Raw genomic sequence first — 20,150 nt, 5'->3', positions numbered from 1 at the left:
GTTGAATCGAAAAGGCTGCTAGACAAGTCTAATAGGTAGGGGGGCGATTAAGATAGATGATCAAGAATCTTTAATCCTACGTGTATGTGAAGGAGATGAAGAGGCATTCTATGAACTTATTCAACCGATTCAAGCTGAACTGTATCGAATGGCCTTTGTCTACACACATAATGAAAATGATGCAATAGACATCCTGCAGCAGACATTAATTCGTGCGTATGAAGGGATGAGAAATTTAAAAGAACCCAAGTATTTAAAAACATGGTTAACACGAATTGTGATTAATTGCAGTAAAACATACATAGAGAAAAGGAAACACTTTGATCTTGTTGATCCAAGTGAATTACAGGAAATACAAATGGACGGTTCCAATTTAGTTGAAGAAGAAATGGACTTGTGGCAAGCCTTGAGTACATTAGAGGAAAAATATAAAACAGTATTATTGCTTCGGTTTTATCAAGATTATACCGTTCCAGAAATTGCACGGATTCTTGAGTGTCCAGAAGGTACAGTCAAAACACATATTCGAAGAGGGTTAAAACAATTAAAGCTATGTTTAAAGGGGGTCTATGAAGATGAGTGGATTCAATCCGTTGAAGGACATGATTAATAAAATCCCTGTACCTCCACTAAACGAAGTCCTTAGGCTAGAGGGGATGTCTAAAGTATTTCAACAACAAAATCATAAAGTACATGCGTTAAAAAATGTCCACTGCTCCATTTATAAAGGAGAGATGGTTGCAATCATGGGAACAAGTGGGTCTGGAAAGAGCACCTTGCTAAATATGATAAGTGCGATTGACGAACCAACGGCCGGAACGATATTTCTTTTCGGTGAGGAAGCAAATCACATATACAAGGAACCACGCTCTTCACAATTTCGCAAAGAGCAAATAGGCTTTGTCTTTCAATCGTTCCATCTCTTAAAGGACTTAAATGTGGAAGATAATATTGCGATGCCACTTATTTTGAGTGATGTATCAAATAAGGAAATAAAAGTCCGAGTAACTGAGGTTATGCAACAGCTTGGAATCTATGAATGGAGAAAGCATCGACCTCAAGAATTATCAGGAGGACAAAAGCAGCGAGTGGCTATTGCTAGAGCAATCATTAACCACCCCCCCATTTTACTGGCTGATGAACCAACTGGATCTCTTGATGTGAACACAACAGAGGATATTTTAAGGCTACTACAATCATTACAACAGCAAGGACAAACCATTATCTTGGTAACACATGATCCTCATGTAGCAACTTATGCCAATCGCGTATTGTTCTTTCATGACGGTGAAATGATTGATAGCTACTCTAACGAGAACAGTGAAGCAGACCTTGAAGCTATTTTGCAAAAAATTAAAGTGATTTCAAGAGGTGGTGCATAGTGTTTAGTTTGAAATCAATCGGGATGAAGCTATTTCGAGCAGCGAAAGTGCATGTCCTTACAAGCATCAGTATTATCGCGATTTCTGTATGTTTAATTGTTTCAATGGGTGTCTATAGTTGGAATGCAGAAGAGAATATGAAAGAGGAAATATATTCGATGTTTGGGGACATGGACATTCTTGCAGGCTATAACCCAGAACAAAATAGATGGGTCTCTGACCAGCTTTTTCAGCAAATCAAAGAGATTGAAGGGGTAGAGGCCACCTCTCCAGTATCAATTACAAGCTCAAATGTGGAGCATATTGAACGAGTTTACACATTAGGAGTTGAAAATGATCCTCTTGTACAGAGTCGTTATCATTTTGAAAAAGAATTGACTGCTACTACCGTAAGTATTTCAGAGGGCTTAGCGAATGTGTTAAAAGCTAGTGTGGGAGATACACTGCAAGTTGATGGACAAGCATTTACACTTATTGAAATTATCCCGACACCTCTAGGTGCAGAGGAAAGCAATGTTGTCTATTTAAACAATAATTTGGTAAAAGTTGGAGATGAAGCGGGACTATTTGTTTTGATTAAAACAGAAAATGTTCAAGAGGTGGCAAAGCAACTGAAAGCTTTCGACTCATTATTACGAATTGATATCGTCAATGAGTATGAGTTTGTACAGCTAAATCTTCAGACATTGCGTATCTTCATGATTGTCTTATCTGTATTTATTTTACTCATTACAGGTTTGCTACTATTATCAACATTCCAATTATTGTTCATGAAGCTCAAGGAGCAATTGATGATTCTGAGGTCAATTGGGGCTACAGCTAGCCAAATTGGTCAAATTGTTAAGGTTCAATTGCAATGCATTGTTTATATGGGCTTAACTGGAGGGGTAATCGCAAGCTTTGCAATCATTAAGTTTGCATTACCACAAATAATTGAATTGTTAAAATTACCAGAAGCGAAAGCACAATTTCCTATTATTCTAGTAGTAAGTATTGTAGCTATTATGAGTATCTTATTATTTAGCTATACAAAATGGCAAATCAAAAAAGCAATGCAGTTGCTGCCAATGCAAATAGAAGGAGACAAGCAGTCAAAGGAACTCCGCCTTTCAAAAGTAAAAGGTATTTTTATGCTTGTTCTCTTAATGATCAGTGTATTTTGCATGAATTCAGGCCTACAGGGCTCAACGGATAAAGACGCATTAATGATATTAATTGGTTCTTTGCTTTTTACACTATTTGCACTACTTGTGATACCTTTTATTTTCCAGTTGTTATTAAAAATAATGATTCAACCAATACGTAGAGTGTTTGGGAAAGAAGCCTTTTTGGCGTGTCAACAATTGATTCCACAAATTCAGCATAATATGAAGGTCGTATTAAGTCTAATAGGATTAATGGTGATTCTAATATTTGGTAGTTCTGTGTTGAAAACCGTGCAAATCAATGAACAGTCCTATATACAGGCTAAATATGAGACGGATATCATTATATCTAATCAAACAATGGATAAGGCTGTAACACATGACCTATTAGAGGAAATGACAGCATTACCAAGCGTGCAGAAGGTATATGCAGAAAGTAACTTCAATCTTATGGAAATAGATGAGAGATACATAGATTATCAAACATTGGATTTTGAGCAAATGGGGATTCTACAGGATAAGGATAAGAAAATGATCATGACAGAACGCTTAGCAAAACAGAATCACCTTAATGTTGGAGATCACGTGGAACCAGGATTCTATGTAAGCGGGAGTGAAGAATTAGTAGAGTATGGAATGTTTGAACTTGCTGCGATTGTTGAAGGTGAAAATGGATATGAAGGAGCCTATATTGATTGGTCCTCTCAATTGGCACAAGAAACATTAATGATATACGATATCATGGTTCAACCAGTTGATTTAGAAGAAGCAAAAGCGGAACTATCGGAGTTGCTGGCATATTGGCCAACGCTAGTCCTCAATGACAAAGAAACGGCAATTGATCAGGCAAATGAATTATTTTATCAACGATGGAGCTTATTCATTGGTATCTTCATAGTATTAATAATTGCAACGGCTGTTGGTATTACTCAAACTTTACTTCATATGGTGTATATCAATCGTGAGCAATATACAATCCAACGATTGTTAGGATTATCTCCAAATGGATTAATTAAATTAATACTCACTCAAGTACTGTCGTTTGTACTATACGGTCTCTCAATAGGTACGATGCTTGGTTTGTTATTTACTAAATTACTATTCTTAGTTGATGCAAATAGCCAGACCTTATTTGATTTCAAACATCTTCTAATAGTGAGTCTAACATTGCTACTATTCATGTTAAGTGTCTTTGGGATACAAGGCTTTTGGATCAGTAGGAGAAGATTATCAGAAGAAGTGACACAGCAGGTTTAAGAAAGTATTTGTTGGAACATAAAGAAACTAAACATTGAAAATTAAGGGAAAAATTATTTATTTTTCCAAAAGTTTGTCCTCTTTATATGGGATTTTATGTTAATATTAAATTAGTAATCTGTCAGAAAAAACAAATGATATATGGTCCCATATAGAAAGAGTGGTTTTTTTGAATAAATTAAAATGGTGGATCACCGGTGTTTTAACCGTTTTCCTTTTTATTGCGTTGACTTATATCCCAGAGAAGATTTTGGAAATAGATGCATCCTCTGTGTCCAAAATAACAGTATTTGATGGGAATACTGGTAATGAGATTGAAGTCACAGATGAAAGTGATATAAAACATATTATTAATAATCTGAACAAAGTAACCTTCCAAAAGGGGAAGCCTTCAATAGGGTATATGGGATATAGTTTTAGAACAACTATATTTGATACTGATGGAAAAGTGAAGAAAGAGATGATTATTAACTCGGATTCACTGATTAGATATAAGGGGTTTTTCTATACATCTGTCGATTATTTAATTGATTATGAGTATATAGAAAAGTTAGTTCGTAACTGAATGTAATCATTTTTATAAATTGATTTCTTATGAAAAGTGTGTATAATGGAAACCAATTGTATATTTAAAGGTTTTCTAGGGTTCCGCAACTTTTTGTTGGACTGGTCCGAGAGAAAACTCACAGTGCGATGCTGTGTCACGGAAGGATAAAAGCCTGGGAGGAACTGTTTTAACAGTTGTTTCTCGGGCTTTTTTTGTTTTATTGGGAATTATAAGATTGGAGGTAATTGTTACATGAATACAGACTGGATGAAAGTATTTATTGCAGCGTTTTTTGAAGTGTTTTGGGTCATTGGGTTGAAACACGCAGATGGTTTTTGGACTTGGACTGGAACAATCATATCGATCCTGATTAGTTTCTATGTGTTAATTATGGCAGGGAGAAAGCTTCCGGTGGGAACAGTCTACGCCGTATTTGTAGGATTAGGGACAGCAGGTACAGTGATGTCAGAAATCCTATTCTTTGGTGAACCATTCAAATTAAGTAAAATCCTGTTGATTTTAATCCTGCTAGTAGGAGTTATTGGCTTGAAGTTAGTGACGAAGGAACATGCACAGGAAAGGAATGATTCTTAATGGCGTGGGTTGCCTTAGTGTTAGCTGGTATATTTGAAATGTTTGGTGTTGTGATGATTAATAAGCTGCATCATGATCGTAATTGGAAGGCTGCTCTTTTACTAATCCTTGGATTTGGTGCTAGCTTCTTATTTCTTTCTTATGCGATGGAAACACTTCCGATGGGCACCGCTTATGCCGTATGGACAGGAATTGGAGCGTCTGGTGGAGCAATCTTGGGAATGCTCCTATACGGTGAACCAAGAGATTGGAAAAGGCTAGTATGCATAGCCTTAGTTTTAAGTGCAGCGATTGGACTGAAGCTTGTGTCATAAGATGCAAGGGACATATAGTCATGTCCCTTGCACAAATATTTGTAGTTCACACAATCACTACTGCAATTTCCCTCTGCAATCAATTGGGAGTTCATCTACAACTTCACCATTAGAAATCAAGTAAGCTTTTTCGTACAAATTACAGACTGGGCAAATATGATTTGGGATGATTTGTACTTTTTCTCCAATCTGAACTTGATTGCGAAATTCCTCATGATAGATGATGGCGTGCTCGTCAAACACTCCATTGATATAGACATCATTGTATTCCTTAATGCGACCAAAGCCTGTTGTAGCTGTAAGGCCTTTATTTCTTGATTGGGCAGTAATTCCCTTTGCACCAACATCCGTAATAACTCGCTCATGAGTAGGCTTACTAATGACGGTTGTCAAGACTGTTGCGGCACAACGATTATATGTATCAATCATATTAGCTTGAGAGGCATCCATGAAAATATATGTCCCTGGTCTGATCTCAGTTATCCCTTTTGGAATATCGAACTTTAACATAAAGGGAGGGGTAGAACCAATACTAACGACTTTAGGCTTCATCCCCATGTCTTCTGCTAGTTTTGCAAAGTGCAAGGTTCGTTGTACACTCTCAAGGTATAATTCCTTGCATTCATCCCAATTTTCAGCCTTATAGGAATGTCCATCATGAGAAAAAATCCCTAGTAGCTCGATATTGTTACAAGACTTTACACATTCTAATAAGGTGTGAAAATCACTTTCCTCAATAATCCCTGAGCGCTGTTCGCCTACTTCAATTTCGACAAGGACCTGTGCCTTTTTTTTCGCTCCATCAAACACATCTTCAATTTCTCGCACCTGATAGGTGTTATCGATGCCAAATGAAATATCAATCGTCTCGGCTAACTGTCTAATTCGATTTAGTTTTGTTTTTCCGACAATCTCATTGGCGATAAAAATGTTGTTTAACCCGTTTTGTGCCATAACCTCGGCTTCTCCCACCTTAGCTACCGTAATCCCTTTTGCACCGAGCTCCTCTTGAAGACTAGCAAGCTTGGGCATTTTGTGAGTCTTTGTGTGTGGACGTAAATGCACATTGTACTTATTAGCATAATCTTGCATAGAAAGAAGGTTCCCCATCATCGTATCTCGATCAATTAATAGAGCAGGTGTATCAATTTCATCATACTTCATGTTATCCATCTCCTTTTTTTCAACCTGAACTTGTTAAAAATAAGAGTACCTAGTTAAATTATATATAAAATTCAATGAATTATAAATTTTTATATAATAAAATAGATATTAATTAAAGGATTTATAGTAGTTCAAGATTTAAACGATAAAACTAGAAAAGGGAGTAGTTCCATGCAAAGTATTTTTGAAGTAGGAAACTTAAAGTCAAATGGTCATTATGCTCTAGCGACGGTTCATAATGATACAGTCTATGTATCAGGTCAATTTTCCATAGATCCAGTTACGCGTGAAAAGAAATTCGGCACCATTGAAGAAGAAACCCTTCAGGCACTAAAAAATGTCGAAATGATTTTGGGAGCAGCGGGTAGCAAGAAGGACCAAATTTTGAGGATGACACTTTATATTCCAGATGTACAACTATGGGATAAGGTGGATGCTGTGTATAAAGAGTTCTTCGGTGAGCACAAACCAGCTCGCACCGTGGTACCAACTAATGAATTACATTTTGGATTCAAAATAGAGATTGAGGCGATTGCTTATATTTAATTGTTTATTCAAAAGAGGGGGAGCGATAAGTGGTGGAACAATACAGCTGTAGCAGTTGTGGGAAAACGCATCAATTAACTGCGACCATTTGGAAATGTGATTGCGGAGGCGTATTAGACCTAGTAAAAGATACGCCAAAAATAGACGTTTCAACATGGAATAACGATCCTAATTCATTATGGAGATATATTAATACGATGCCATTTGCCAAAGATTCAAAGACATGGGAGTCAGTTACTCTGGGAGAAGGTCAATCTCCGACGATTGTTCTTGACCCCAGTGAACCAAATACATATGTAAAAGTTGATTATATGATGCCTACCCTGTCATTTAAGGACCGAGGAGCCGCTGTTCTGATGACAAAGGCAAAAGAATTAGGGGTATCAAAAGTGATTGCAGACAGTAGTGGGAATGCTGGAACTGCGATTGCCGCATATGCAGCACGGTGTAATATAGCATGTGATATTTATTTAAGTGATGAAACATCACCGAAGAAAATCGCTCAAGTAAAAGCACATGGAGCAACCATTAAAGAAATCCATGGCACACGAGAGGACATTGCATTAGCCGCACAAACAGCAGTAAATGAGGAGAAGGTCTTTTATGCGAGTCATGTCTATAATCCTTATTTCTATGAAGGCACAAAAACCTATGCATATGAAATATATGAGCAATTAAAGCAAGAAGCCCCAGATACATTAATCGTCCCAGTTGGAAATGGTACTCTCTTACTTGGTGCCTATTATGGTTTCAAGGAGCTTTTTGAGAACAGATTGATTGAAAAAATACCGAAAATCATTGCCATTCAAGCAGCGAACTGTGCACCACTTGTTCAAGCATTCGAAAAAGGGGAGGCCATAGCTGTACCAGTGACCAATAAAGGTACCTTGGCTGAAGGAATTGCCATTGCTGCGCCAGCCCGTTCAAAACAGATATTAGCAGCTGTACGTGAGACAAAGGGTCATTTTATTGAGATTAAAGAGGATGAAATCCTACAAGCACGAGAACAGCTTGCTGATAAAGGATTTTACGTTGAAATAACGTCAGCGGCCAATTATGCAGGCTACTTAAAATATCAAAAAGGAACAAATGAAAAAATAATTATCCCACTTTGTGGTGCGGGTATTAAATCGAGTTAAATGGAAGGATGAGGGGAGGAGTAAAGTGGATAGTCTCAAACAAGTAGCTTGTGAGAAACGGTCCTATTCAAGAGAGTTTACAACGCATCAACATGAATTTGGTCAATTTCTTTTCCCGTTACAAGGATCCTTAGACATTCAAACAAATTGGCAGGAGTTAAATCTGACTCCAGATTATTGTTTTTATCTTCCTCCAACGTACGAGCATAATTATCGATCCAAAGATAGAAATGAATTTTTAATAGTAGACATTCCTTTGAAATATCTACCGGCAAATACAAGCTGTATGTATATGCGATTAGACAAGAAATGGGCAGCCATTCGTTATTTACTATTAGAAGAGACGATGAATCAAGAGGATCCTACCGCCTTAGTAGATTTAACTAAGTATGTAACAAATAAGCTAAAACGATCGGAACCTCCTTCGATCGAATATGTACATAAACATTATAAGGAGATCATTCTCTTAGAAGACCTAGCGAAAATAGAGCATTATCATCCAGTATATTACTCAGCATGGTTTAAGAAAAAAACGGGAAAAAGTCTAAAAGCTTATATATCTGAACTTCGTTTGAAGGAGGTTAAGAATCTCTTAATTTCAACATCATGGACAATATCAAAGATTAGTGAGGAAGTGGGCTTTGAGAATTCTTCATCATTTACAAGATGGTTTGTAAAGTGTGAAGGTGTATCGCCACAAAAATATAGAATCCTTAATAATGGATAAAAGAGAAATTAAACTTGGTAAAGAATTTTTTTAAGGCATTTTCTATGATAAGTTTAATTCTTTTTTACCCGAGGTGAGCAGCATGGAAAGAAAATTCGCCCCATTCTTTATTTTATTTGCAGCAATACTGTGGGGGTCAACAGGCACAACTCAGATATTTGCACCGGAAACAGCGCATCCGATTGCAATTGGTGCGACGCGATTAGCGGTAGGCGGTCTGTTCTTATTATGTCTACTTCTCATATCAGGGGAGTTTAATAGTAGAAACTGGGCCATCAAACCAACGATTCTGGCAGCTTTAAGCATGGCACTATACCAGCCGTTATTCTTTTCGGCCGTTTCTATAACGGGGGTAGCTATTGGGACAGTTGTCGCTATCGGGAGTGCTCCTATGTTATCAGGCTTTATTGAATGGATTGTTTTGAAGAAGCGACCGACTATCATTTGGTGGTACTCGACAATTCTAGCTATCACAGGCTGTCTGATGTTATTTCTGAATAAAGAATCAGTATCTGTAGACCCTATAGGAATCATTATGGCTTTAGGGGCTGGGTTATCATTTGCAAGCTATACTCTTGTAAGTAGAGAGTTGGTTGAAAAGCATTCTTCATTATCGGTCGTGGCGGTAGTCTTTACGATTAGTGCAATCTGCTTATCTCCTTTTCTATTTGTTTATGATATGTCTTGGGTAACGAGCCTACGTGGTGTGAGTGTGAGTCTACAGCTTGGAATTGTGACTACTGGAATTGCCTATTTCTTATTTAATAAAGCTCTAGTCCATGTACCTTCTTCAACTGCTGTTACCCTTTCATTGGCAGAGCCATTAACAGCAGCGTTATTAGGGGTCTTTATTGTAGGAGAATACTTGAGCTTGACGTCATGGGTAGGGATGTTTCTTTTATTGGTAGGAATCGGTATTTTAATCAGGTCATCTCATTCGAAACTAATAGCAGAAAAGACCTAGGTTTATGATGATGTTAAAAAAGATGAAATATGAATATATGGTAAAATATGATAAAAAAGAGGTGGACTAACATGATCATCAGACCAATTGAAGTAGGAGATGCAGAAGATTTCTTAGCTTTAAGTAAGAAAATAGATGAATCTGGTTTTATGTTGTTTGAACCGGGGGAACGTGAGACGACTGTTGAACAACAAAGAAAATCAATTGAACGAATCTCGGGTGAAAAGAGATCGGTCATCTTTGTTGCTGAGGTAGAGAATAAACTCGCAGGTTTTATCGCTGCATTAGGTGGTAACCTCAAACGAAATCAACACTCTGCCTATCTAGTATTAGGTGTTCAAGAGGATTATCAAGGTCAAGGAATCGCGACAAAACTCTTTGAGCAAATGTTCGAATGGGCAAATCAACTTGGGATATCAAGATTAGAGCTAACCGTAATCAAAGATAACACAAAAGCCTTCAACCTATATAGAAAAATGGGCTTCATTCTAGAGGGAGAAAAAATTCACTCCTTAATCATCGATGGCAAACCAGTGAATGAATATTATCTTTATAAACTGCTATAAGTCCAATGGAGTCTATTAGTAAAAAAGGAGTATAAATATGATAGAAGTAAAGAAGCTACAGCTTGATAAAAACAAACGAATCATTGTGATTTCAGATATCCACGGGAATATAAAGCTATTTAAAAAGCTACTAGATCAATTAAATTATACAGAAGAAGACTACTTATTTATTAATGGAGACCTTTGTGAGAAAGGGCCAAGCAGCTTGAATGTAGTTCAATACGTTCGACAGCTGACACAGAAATCAGACCATGTCTATGTAACGAAAGGAAATTGCGATATATTATATCGTTACGTATTCAAAGGTGTTGATGGAATCATTTCTTATATGAAAAAACAAAATAATTCAATATTAAATGAGATGCTTCAGCAGCATAATAGATCGATAGATGATTTTCATAACATAGAAGCAATGACGGATTTTTATCAGCAGCATTTCAAAGATGAACTAGAATGGCTTGAGTCGCTACCAGTTGCATATGAAACAGAAGAATTTATCATTATACATGCAGGGATTGATGATCTGGATAACTGGCATCATACGTCTGAGGAATTTGCATTGTCTACACCATCGTTCTATGAGAAAGAACATCATGCACATAAGAACGTCATTGTGGGTCATTGGCCAGCAATCAATTATCGGTCAAATCAAGACTGTTCCAATAACCCATTGATTGATTTGAATAAAAAAATCATCGCTATAGATGGTGGTAATCAAATTAAAACAGATGGACAATTAAATGCATTAATTATTGAAAATGACAAATACTCAACATCATACGTTGACGAATTATCAGATGAAATCGACATAGCTAAGACACATGTGGACAGTACGAGAAGAACTGGGGCAGTGACATATCCCAACTATGAAATGAAAATGATGGACGAGGAAGAATTCTTCACCTATTGTGAAAATACAAGACTTGGAATTCAACAATGGATTAAAAATGAGTATCTAGAGCTAAAGGACAATATGACATATTGTAAGGATGACCTTAGCACCACTTTTTTATCAGTCAATGAGGGAGAAAAAGTGAAGGTAATAGACAATGAATGCTCGGGATATGTGCTTATTAAGCGATCCAATGGAGAAGTAGGCTGGATACCGAGAGAAGTAATCAGGAACTAGTGTGATTGATTTTCTTTGTGGAGCATATTGTGAACGAATACACTAAAGGTTAAGATAGATGAGGAGATAATACATTTTCAATGTAACACCATCATAGAAGGAGTAATTTAATGAAGACAACTAGACTACCTTACCTACTATTAACCATCTTTGGAATAGTCGGAGTTGCCCTACTTTCCTATTTTTTTATCCTCGAGACAGAAGATCTTTCTGAGGGAACAAAGGGAGAAAATGAGCAAATAGAACTATCCAAATATCCTGGAGTGGATATTATTACAAATACAATGGAGGAAGAAACCTATCATAAGGCGATCCATTATCCGAAATTTGAAGGTGAACAATTAAATCATGAAATTAATGAGTATTTAGAAAGTAGCCAACAAAGTTTTCGTGAGGAATTAGCTAAAAAGGACAAACAAAGGTTAAAGATGCGTCCGGCAAATTTTTACATAACCTTTGATATCTATCCTGTAGAAGAACAGCTATACTCTATTGTATTTTCGGAGGAAAGCTATTTTGGTGGAGCCAACTCTCTTCAAAGCACGAGAATTTTCCTTGCAGATGTTAGTAAGGACCAATCGATTAAACAAACCGACATCATAAATGATACAAAGGAAACGAGAGAGAAATTATACGCCCTTTTGTTAAATGCTTTTAAAGAGCATGAGACCTACAGTGATTATCTATTTGAAGAAGACTTAAAAAGCTGGATTGATCGTAAAGACAATACGTTCTCAAATATGTATCTTACGAATAAAGCGATGGTATTTAAATTCGATAAATATGAAGTGACTGCAGGAGTAGCAGGCATGCCAGAAATTGAGCTCCCTTATGATCAAGTCAGAGAGATCTTATCAACTGAATGGGTTGAACGATTAGAGATTAAGGGCAGTGTCGGTAATGCTGAAATTGACCAACCAAAGGAAGAGGTTACGGAGAAAGAAACAGATAACAAAGGGCCAGCAAAGGTAGAGGGAACTACTGGCAAAAGAGTTGCCCTAACCTTTGATGATGGCCCACATCCTGAAAATACGGTAAAAATAGTAGATTTATTGGAACGATATGATGCGAAAGCTACCTTCTTCATGCTTGGAAGCAGGGTGGACTTCTATCCGAACATTGTGAAGAAGATGGCAGAAGCGGGTCATGAACTTGGAAATCACACATGGAATCATAAGGATTTGACATTGCTTAGCTCAGATCAAATTGAGCTTGAGGTCAAAGACACGAATAGAATTATTCAAGAAGCCACAGGACAAATTCCTTCTGTATTTCGCCCTCCATATGGTGCCACAAATAAATCTGTTGAATCAGTCATTGGAATCCCTAGTGTATTATGGACCATAGATACTTTAGATTGGAAATCACATGATCCCAACCAGGTACTGAAAATTGTACAAGACAATGTTAAGGATGGCTCAATCATCCTCATGCATGATATTCATGGATCGACTGTTGAAGCTGTAGAGCTTGTGTTGAAGTACTTGCAAAAAGAAGGCTATCAGTGTGTGACTGTTTCAGAAGTATTGTAGATTTATGCGGATTCTAAGTGAAAAACGGTTTCAGGACATCCTGGTTCTGAAACCATTTTTTTGTTATTCCTGATCTCGATAAGCACCTGGAGCAATGCCAAATTTCTTCTTAAACACTTTGTAGAAATAAGGGTATGTACCAAATCCACAGTTTTCGGCAATATGCTCGAGAGTCATTGCTGTGTATTTCATTTGATTAATGGCGGTCGAGAGACGAATTTCTTGAGTGTATTCAATAATTGTTTTTCCAAGGCTATCTTTAAATAAATGGACAGCTCTAGATACACTAAGCCCCGCGTAATCTGCCACTTCTTCCACTTTTAGAGGGTTTGTTGCATGCTCCTCAATATATCTCATCATCTGTGTGACAGCTGGTGGTCTAGTCACCGTTGAGGTTGTTTCATTTACTGCTCGTTCAAGATTAATGCATAGTGCTTTTAATAAGTAATCGGATAGCTCTGTATTAGATTCAGAGGAAGGTCTTCTTTTTTCAATGATGATATGACGCCATAATGAAAGAAGCTTTTCGTCAAGATTAATTCTCGTAAGAGTCGGTTTTACAGAACGCTTCCACCACTGTTCAACCCATTCTCCTTCACAAAACAAGTGATAATCACCACTTTTTTGGTCAGCCTCTACTCTCAATTCATAGAAATCTCCAGGCTTAACAAGTAGAATATGCCCTTTTTTTACCTCCAGCTTTCTTCCATTTACGATAATTTCACAATGTCCTTCCGTTTGTAATCGAAAAAGGTAACCCTTCATCCTTGTTTTATCAGAGGAATAATACCGTGCAGTATGATAAGAATAACCACAAAATCCAATATGTGTTGTCATAGACTCTCCTTTCAAAGAAATAGCCAAATAGTATATGTTTTAATTATATAATCTATTTTTATTTATAGCTAGATAACTTATGATAGGGTCAGAGTGAGTAAAGAATAACTCACGACTAATTAAAAGATGTTTCATGCTATATCTTCTAATTTAGACAAAAAAGTACATGTACAAGGCAAAAGTGTAAGCGTTTTATATCTTGTGAAAAGAGGTTGTAAAATGACAAGCATTCCAATCGCTGTACAACTTTATACATTACGTGATGAAACAAAGAAGGATTTTGCAGGGACGTTAAGAAAAGTAGCTGAGCTTGGATACACTGGAGTTGAATTTGCAGGTTTTAGTGGCTTAGCTGCAAAAGAAGTGAAAGAGTTATTAGATCAATATGGTCTTCAGGCGGCATCTAGTCATGTTCCTTTAGAAGAATTGAGAAACAATCTGAACAAGGTGATAGAAGAGCAGAAGCTTATTGGAAGTAAATATATTGTTGTTCCTTTTTTAATGCCAGATCAGCGAAAAGAAGAAGATTACAAGGAGCTCATCTCCTTTTTGAATGAAGCAGGTGAAATTTGTGAAAAAGAGGGGATAACCCTTTGTTATCATAATCATGATTTTGAGCTTGAACGCTTAGAAGATGGTAGAAAAGCACTTGAAGTAATCTTTGATGATACAAATCCACGATTTGTTCAGACAGAGCTTGATATCTACTGGTTAACCAAAGCGGGAGAGAATCCTGTTGCTTGGTTAAAACGCTATGAGAATAGGAGTCCACTTGTTCATTTGAAGGATATGACGATGGATGAGGAACAATTCTTTGCAGAGCTTGGAACAGGTGGGGTTGATCTTGAATCAGTAGTGACCCTAGGTGAAGAGATAGGAGTGAAATGGTGGATTGTTGAGCAGGATATGAGCAGGCGATCTCCATTAGAGAGTATTGAAATAAGTATAAACTACTTGAAGAAACAGTTGAACCATTAAATCGAAATAGGGAGAGATAGATATGTTGAATGTAACAGTATGGAATGAGTTTCGTCATGAGCAGAAAAATCCGGTAGTAAGAGAGATTTACCCACAAGGAATTCATGGAGCAATTGCTAGCTTCCTAGAAGGTGACTTTCAAGTAAGAACAGCGACATTGGATGAAGACGTTCATGGATTAACAGATGAAGTTCTAGAGCAAACGGATGTATTAATTTGGTGGGGACATATTGCGCATGATGAAGTAGATGACGTGATTGTTGAAAAAGTGAAGCAAAGGGTACTTGATGGAATGGGTCTAATCGTACTTCATTCAGGCCATTTCTCAAAGATATTCAAAACACTAATGGGAACAACTTGTGATTTGAAGTGGCGCGAAGCGGATGAAAAGGAAAGATTATGGGTGATTGATCCAAGCCATCCAATTGCTGAAGGAATTGGAGAATTCATTGAGCTTGAGAAGGAAGAAATGTACGGGGAGCACTTTGATATCCCAGCACCAGATCAACTTGTATTTATGAGCTGGTTTGAAGGTGGAGAGGTATTTAGAAGTGGATGTACGTATCAACGTGGAAAAGGTAAAATCTTTTACTTCCGTCCAGGTCATGAAACGTATCCAACATACTACAACAAGGATATCCAAACGGTTATTAAGAATGCGGTTCAGTGGGCAAAGCCAACACAATTACCGAAACCAATCTATGGTAATGCAAAGCCGTTAGAAGAAATTAAACCAAAAAACTAAGTTATTTTTTCAAAGTTTCTAGCAGGCTGAATACACGGAGACTCCAGTGGTCACCCCGCAGGACGCGGAGTGGGTTCAGGTTGCGGCAATTATAGAACAATATACTACGAACGTAAAAAATAAGAGATTTGGAGAGATAAATGATGAGTACATTAAAAGTAGCTGTTATCGGATGCGGAAGTATTGCAAAGCATCGTCATCTTCCTGAATATGCAGGGAACAAGCAAGTCGAAATTGTTGCTGTATGTGATATTGTCGAGGAACGTGTAAATGAGTTCGCAAAGCTGTATGAAGCGAAACCATATACAAGCTATGAGGAACTATTAGCAAATCCAGAAATTGATGCAGTGAGTGTTTGTACACCAAACTATTTACACGCACCAATCTCAATTGCAGCACTAAAAGCAGGGAAGCATGTCCTATGTGAAAAGCCGATGGCAACGTCAAAGGAAGATGGAGAGGAAATGATCAAAGCAGCAGAGGCGTCAGGTAAAAAGCTGATGATCGCACATAACCAGCGCTTTGTTCCTTCTCATCAGAAAGCAAGAGAATTAATCGAGCAAGGTGAGCTTGGTAAGATCTATAGCTTCCGTACGGCGTTTGGACATGGTGGACCAGAAGGTTGGAGTGCTGATGGAAAAGATAGCTGGTTCTTCAAGAAAGAAGAGGCATTTATCGGTGCGATGGGTGATTTAGGTGTCCATAAGACAGATTTATTACGCTATATCTTAGGCGAAGAATTTGTTGAGGTAGGTGCATTTGTTGAAACAAGTGCAAAGGAAAATGCAGATGTAGATGATACAGCAGTATGTGTCCTTAAAACAGAAAGTGGCATTATTGGTACATTAGCAGCAAGCTGGTCATATGTAGCGAAGGAAGATAACTCAACAATCATTTATGGTGAAAATGCAATTGCTAGATTACTTGATGATCCAGTCAATTCATTGATCCTTCAATATAAAAATGGTGCAGTTGTTAAATATGAGCTTGGTGGTATTCAAACAAATGACTCTGGTGGGCAAACAAGTACGCAAGTCATAGATAAGTTTGTAAAGTCAATCGTTGAAAATGGAGAATCTCCAGTTTCAGGTGCTGAAGGATTAAAGTCACTTCAAGTAGTTTTAGCTGCGCTTGAGTCAAATGAAACGAAAAAAATAGTAAGAATCTAGTCATTATACAAGGAGGTTTATGACATGAAATTAGGTGTTTTTACAGTATTATTCTCTCAAAACAACTTTGAAGAGATGTTAGATATCGTACAAAAAGCAGGAGTTAGTGCAGTTGAAATAGGAACAGGTGGTTACCCTGGTGATGCTCACTGTAAATTAGATGAGCTATTGGAGAGCGAAGAATTACGTAAAAGTTATCTAGAAAAGGTAGAAGCACACAACCTGCAAATTAGTGCATTCAGCTGTCATGGGAACCCTATTTCTCCAGACAAAGCGTTTGCTGCTGAATCACATGAAACTTTAGTAAAAACGATTAAGCTAGCTAGTCTAATGAATGTACCAGTTGTTAACTGTTTCTCAGGAACAGCTGGCGATCACGAAGATGCAAAAGCTCCAAACTGGCCTGTGACACCATGGCCAAATGAATATGGCGATGTATTAAAGTGGCAGTGGGAAGAAAAGTTAATTCCTTATTGGAAGGAAGTCGGACAGCTAGCTCAAGATCATAATGTGAAGATCGGACTGGAGCTTCACGGCGGATTTTTAGTCCATACTCCATATACACTGCTGAAATTACGTGAGGCAACTTGTGATGCGATCGGAGCTAATCTTGACCCAAGTCATCTTTGGTGGCAAGGAATTGACCCAGTTGCAGCAATCAAAATCCTTGGGAAAGCGAATGCAATTCACCATTTCCATGCGAAGGATACGTATATTGATCAAGATAATGTCAATATGTACGGCTTAACAGATATGCAGCCATATGGAGAAGTTCAGACAAGAGCTTGGACATTCCGTTCGGTAGGTTGTGGTCATAGCATTCAAGAGTGGTCAGACATTATAAGTGCACTAAGAACATTTGGATATGACTATGTTGTAAGTATTGAGCATGAAGATCCAATCATGTCAATTGAGGAAGGATTCGAGCGAGCGGTTTCTAATTTGAAATCGGTCATTATTGAACAAAAGCCTTCTCAAGCATGGTGGGTATAATCTGCGCCATTAATTTAAGACCGAAGAATAACGGGGATTCCTGTTTTCTTCGGTCTTTTTTAAATGGAGCTCATAATTAATGAAGTTAACAGCCCTAAAGCCGTAATAAATCCAACAATGGGTCCTCCTTCTTCAAATGCCTCTGGTAGCATGGTCGAAGAAACCATGGCGATAACTCCCCCGGCAGCAAAAGCACCGATTCCACCAACAATAACTGCGGCTGCATCCTGAAACAGGGTGTAGCCAGCAAATGAACTAATACCAGATAGAATGAGGACGATAAACCAAAGGGAAAGGATTTTTTTCTTCGAATACCCATCCTTCTTAAGCCCAACGCTACTCGATAACCCCTCAGGAAAATTACTGATAAAGATTGCAACGACTAACAGGAAGCTAACCGTGTGACTTTCAAGAATACTTAAGCCGATAATAATCGATTCTGGAATCGCATCAAACAATGTCCCGAAAAAAATTGCAAGGCCAGAATGTCCTTGTGGATTCTCCCCAGACCGTTTCCGTTCATGTCCACCTTTCTTTGCAATTACGAGGTCTACAATTGTAAATAATAGGGCTCCAATTAAAAAACCGATTGAAGTAGAAAGTAAGCCTCCTTTTTCAATTGATTCTTCAAGGAGCTCAAAAGCAGCTGCGCCAATCAGTACACCTGTACCGAATGCCATGATAGCTGCGATCCATTTCTTTTTTATTGTGAGAAAAAGCCCGAATAATGCTCCTATAAAAACGGCAGAACCAGCTATACAACCCCAAAAAAATGCATTCCACATACAAATCCCTACTTTAATGAAATCTTACTCTTAGTATGGAGACTTCCCATTTTTTTACTCATATCAAAGAAAAGTGAGATGAGACTTTTATCTTATATTTAATGAGTGAGGAAATGTTACATCATAAGTAACTATTGAATGCAATCTGCTAAAGATCCAGTATATTTGAATAACAATTATTGAGCTTAGAAACTTTTATGTTGCATATAGACAGCCAATGATTACCCCTCAATTTATGCAAAAATCGATAGTTATTTCGGGTTCCGAAAGCATTTTTAAAGAGTTTTTAAAGTCAGACACAAAAAGTTTTAAATTTTTTACATATTTAAACAATAAAATATTTGCATATATCTGAAAAGTCTGTATAATAATTAACATAACAGACAACGTTAAGTTACCTTACATAAAATCGAGTTAATATGTTAAATCCTAGTGAGTTATGGAATTTTTTGTGTGACTTTAGTAGTGCTATCAGTTTTGAAGGTGATACTGATGCTTGAAAACTGATATTTACAACATAAATAAAAGGGGGAAATTCAATGGGAAAATCATTAAAGTTATTTTTGAGTATTTTTATGGTAGCGATTATTGTGTTAGCAGGATGCTCTAGTGATGAGGCTGGTACTGAAACACCAAGTGATTCAACATCAGGAGATACACCAGCAGCTAGTAGTGGATCATTACTAGATACGATTAAGGAACAAGGTAAGCTTGTAGCTGGTGTGAATGATACTCTTCCTGGATTTGGATATGTAGGAACTGATGGAAAGAATACAGGATTTGACATTGATTTTGCGAAGGCATTTGCTGCAGGTATTTTAGGGGATGCTGAGGCGATTGAATTCCGCCCTTTATCAGCTCAAGAACGTTTTACTGCTGTTCAAACAGGAGAAGTTGACGTGCTTGTTCGTAACACAACTTTTACAACTAACCGCGACACTGAAGTAGGGTTAAACTTTGCTCCTCCAACTTTCTATGATGGGCAAGGAATCATGGTGCCTGTTGATAGTGGGATTGATAGTATTGCAGATTTAGAGGGCGCTCGTATCGGTGTTGAAACTGGTACTACAACTGAGTTAAACCTAGCTGACCAAATGCGTGCTGCAGGTGTTAACTATGAAGCAGTTGTGTTTGATAATGCTGATGCGGTTGTAGCTGCGTATGAATCTGGAAGTATTGATGCTTGGACAACGGATAAATCAGGACTTGTATCTCGTCAATCAATTATGGCAGACCCGGCTGCACATAAGATTTTAGAAGAAAACTTATCAAAAGAACCACTTGGACCAGCTGTAAAAGGTGGAGATGACAAGTTATATGATGCAGTTAAATGGATGACGTACGCAACCATCCAAGCTGAAGAATGGGGAATTACTTCTCAAAACGTAGATGAATTCCTAGATAGTGATAATCCTGAAATTAAGCGTTTATTAGGTACTGAAGGGAACTTAGGAGAACAACTAGGTTTACCAGCTGATTTTGGATATCAAATCATTAAGCAAGTAGGAAATTACGGAGAAATTTATGATCGCAACCTAGGTGAAGGTTCGGTATTTAAGTTAGACCGTGGATTAAATGCTCTATATACAGATGGTGGGATTTTATATTCAATGCCATTCCGTTAAGATTAGTCGTTT

Annotated in this window: 21 protein-coding genes and 1 riboswitch; of the genes, 18 read left to right on the top strand and 3 right to left on the bottom strand. The window is 37.5% G+C overall.

What is annotated here, in order from left to right; translation table 11 throughout:
* Positions 1-31 precede the first annotated feature (31 nt).
* The 6 genes from F7888_RS12055 (at position 32) to F7888_RS12030 (ending at position 5,239) form a co-directional block, all read left to right on the top strand.
* Positions 32-610: a sigma-70 family RNA polymerase sigma factor gene (locus F7888_RS12055; RefSeq protein WP_318246274.1), complete on the top strand. Its 579-nt coding sequence runs from the start codon at positions 32-34 to the stop codon at positions 608-610.
* On the top strand, positions 603-1,382 hold the full coding sequence (locus F7888_RS12050) for an ABC transporter ATP-binding protein (protein WP_412096001.1): 780 nt from the start codon (positions 603-605) through the stop codon (positions 1,380-1,382). The genes F7888_RS12055 and F7888_RS12050 overlap by 8 nt, the downstream gene beginning before the upstream one ends.
* On the top strand, positions 1,382-3,784 hold the full coding sequence (locus F7888_RS12045) for an ABC transporter permease (protein WP_191779802.1): 2,403 nt from the start codon (positions 1,382-1,384) through the stop codon (positions 3,782-3,784). The genes F7888_RS12050 and F7888_RS12045 overlap by 1 nt, the downstream gene beginning before the upstream one ends.
* Before the next feature lie 169 nt (positions 3,785-3,953).
* Positions 3,954-4,349 (top strand): hypothetical protein, encoded by a 396-nt coding sequence (locus F7888_RS12040; protein WP_191779800.1) that lies wholly within the window; start codon positions 3,954-3,956, stop codon positions 4,347-4,349.
* Between the two features lie 64 nt (positions 4,350-4,413).
* Positions 4,414-4,512, top strand: a riboswitch (guanidine-I (ykkC/yxkD leader).
* Between the two features lie 71 nt (positions 4,513-4,583).
* Positions 4,584-4,925, top strand: a complete 342-nt coding sequence (locus F7888_RS12035; protein WP_191779798.1) for a DMT family transporter — start codon at positions 4,584-4,586, stop codon at positions 4,923-4,925.
* Positions 4,925-5,239 (top strand): DMT family transporter, encoded by a 315-nt coding sequence (locus F7888_RS12030; protein ID WP_191779796.1) that lies wholly within the window; start codon positions 4,925-4,927, stop codon positions 5,237-5,239. Before F7888_RS12035 ends, F7888_RS12030 begins: the two co-directional genes overlap by 1 nt.
* 57 nt (positions 5,240-5,296) lie before the next feature.
* Here the strand turns inward: F7888_RS12030 and F7888_RS12025 are convergent, their stop codons facing one another.
* Entirely contained in the window at positions 5,297-6,403 is a 1,107-nt protein-coding gene (locus tag F7888_RS12025) for a D-TA family PLP-dependent enzyme (RefSeq protein ID WP_191779793.1), read from the bottom strand.
* 171 nt (positions 6,404-6,574) lie between these two features.
* Here F7888_RS12025 and F7888_RS12020 point away from each other — a divergent pair, with 171 nt between their 5' ends.
* The 7 genes from F7888_RS12020 to F7888_RS11990 all read left to right on the top strand — a co-directional run bounded on the left by F7888_RS12020 (position 6,575) and on the right by F7888_RS11990 (position 13,006).
* Positions 6,575-6,949 (top strand): RidA family protein, encoded by a 375-nt coding sequence (locus tag F7888_RS12020; protein ID WP_191779791.1) that lies wholly within the window; start codon positions 6,575-6,577, stop codon positions 6,947-6,949.
* 32 nt (positions 6,950-6,981) lie between these two features.
* Positions 6,982-8,088, top strand: a complete 1,107-nt coding sequence (locus F7888_RS12015) for a threonine synthase (RefSeq protein WP_191779989.1) — start codon at positions 6,982-6,984, stop codon at positions 8,086-8,088.
* Positions 8,089-8,113: 25 nt separating this feature from the next.
* Complete coding sequence (locus F7888_RS22930; RefSeq protein ID WP_191779789.1) at positions 8,114-8,815, top strand: AraC family transcriptional regulator; 702 nt, start codon at positions 8,114-8,116, stop codon at positions 8,813-8,815.
* A gap of 82 nt (positions 8,816-8,897) precedes the next feature.
* Positions 8,898-9,779: an EamA family transporter gene (locus tag F7888_RS12005; RefSeq protein WP_191779787.1), complete on the top strand. Its 882-nt coding sequence runs from the start codon at positions 8,898-8,900 to the stop codon at positions 9,777-9,779.
* A gap of 71 nt (positions 9,780-9,850) precedes the next feature.
* Positions 9,851-10,345 (top strand): GNAT family N-acetyltransferase, encoded by a 495-nt coding sequence (locus F7888_RS12000; RefSeq protein ID WP_191779785.1) that lies wholly within the window; start codon positions 9,851-9,853, stop codon positions 10,343-10,345.
* A 37-nt stretch (positions 10,346-10,382) separates the two neighbouring features.
* The gene (locus F7888_RS11995) at positions 10,383-11,474 is read left to right on the top strand and encodes a metallophosphoesterase (RefSeq protein ID WP_191779783.1); all 1,092 of its coding nucleotides are present in this window, start codon (positions 10,383-10,385) and stop codon (positions 11,472-11,474) included.
* A 110-nt stretch (positions 11,475-11,584) separates the two neighbouring features.
* Positions 11,585-13,006, top strand: a complete 1,422-nt coding sequence (locus tag F7888_RS11990; RefSeq protein ID WP_191779781.1) for a polysaccharide deacetylase family protein — start codon at positions 11,585-11,587, stop codon at positions 13,004-13,006.
* A gap of 63 nt (positions 13,007-13,069) precedes the next feature.
* On the opposite strand, the gene F7888_RS11985 is transcribed toward F7888_RS11990, so the two are convergent.
* Positions 13,070-13,843 (bottom strand): AraC family transcriptional regulator, encoded by a 774-nt coding sequence (locus F7888_RS11985; protein ID WP_191779779.1) that lies wholly within the window; start codon positions 13,841-13,843, stop codon positions 13,070-13,072.
* A 219-nt stretch (positions 13,844-14,062) separates the two neighbouring features.
* Here F7888_RS11985 and F7888_RS11980 point away from each other — a divergent pair, with 219 nt between their 5' ends.
* The 4 genes from F7888_RS11980 to F7888_RS11965 all read left to right on the top strand — a co-directional run bounded on the left by F7888_RS11980 (position 14,063) and on the right by F7888_RS11965 (position 17,728).
* Positions 14,063-14,821 (top strand): sugar phosphate isomerase/epimerase family protein, encoded by a 759-nt coding sequence (locus F7888_RS11980; protein WP_191779777.1) that lies wholly within the window; start codon positions 14,063-14,065, stop codon positions 14,819-14,821.
* A 22-nt stretch (positions 14,822-14,843) separates the two neighbouring features.
* Positions 14,844-15,566 carry a ThuA domain-containing protein gene (locus F7888_RS11975; protein ID WP_191779775.1) on the top strand — a complete coding sequence of 241 codons (723 nt, stop codon included), beginning with the start codon at positions 14,844-14,846 and terminating at the stop codon, positions 15,564-15,566.
* Positions 15,567-15,709: 143 nt separating this feature from the next.
* Complete coding sequence (locus F7888_RS11970) at positions 15,710-16,735, top strand: Gfo/Idh/MocA family protein (protein WP_191779773.1); 1,026 nt, start codon at positions 15,710-15,712, stop codon at positions 16,733-16,735.
* 24 nt (positions 16,736-16,759) lie between these two features.
* Positions 16,760-17,728: a sugar phosphate isomerase/epimerase family protein gene (locus F7888_RS11965; RefSeq protein ID WP_191779771.1), complete on the top strand. Its 969-nt coding sequence runs from the start codon at positions 16,760-16,762 to the stop codon at positions 17,726-17,728.
* A 59-nt stretch (positions 17,729-17,787) separates the two neighbouring features.
* On the opposite strand, the gene F7888_RS11960 is transcribed toward F7888_RS11965, so the two are convergent.
* Entirely contained in the window at positions 17,788-18,513 is a 726-nt protein-coding gene (locus tag F7888_RS11960; protein WP_191779769.1) for a ZIP family metal transporter, read from the bottom strand.
* A gap of 539 nt (positions 18,514-19,052) precedes the next feature.
* Here F7888_RS11960 and F7888_RS11955 point away from each other — a divergent pair.
* Entirely contained in the window at positions 19,053-20,138 is a 1,086-nt protein-coding gene (locus F7888_RS11955) for an amino acid ABC transporter substrate-binding protein (RefSeq protein WP_191779767.1), read from the top strand.
* Positions 20,139-20,150: the final 12 nt, after the last annotated feature.

The organism is Litchfieldia stipae (assembly GCF_014837155.1).
Taxonomy (GTDB): Bacteria; Bacillota; Bacilli; order Bacillales; family Bacillaceae_L; genus Litchfieldia.
Note: the sequence above shows the minus strand (reverse complement) of the source record. Positions and strands in the feature narration are given on the sequence as shown.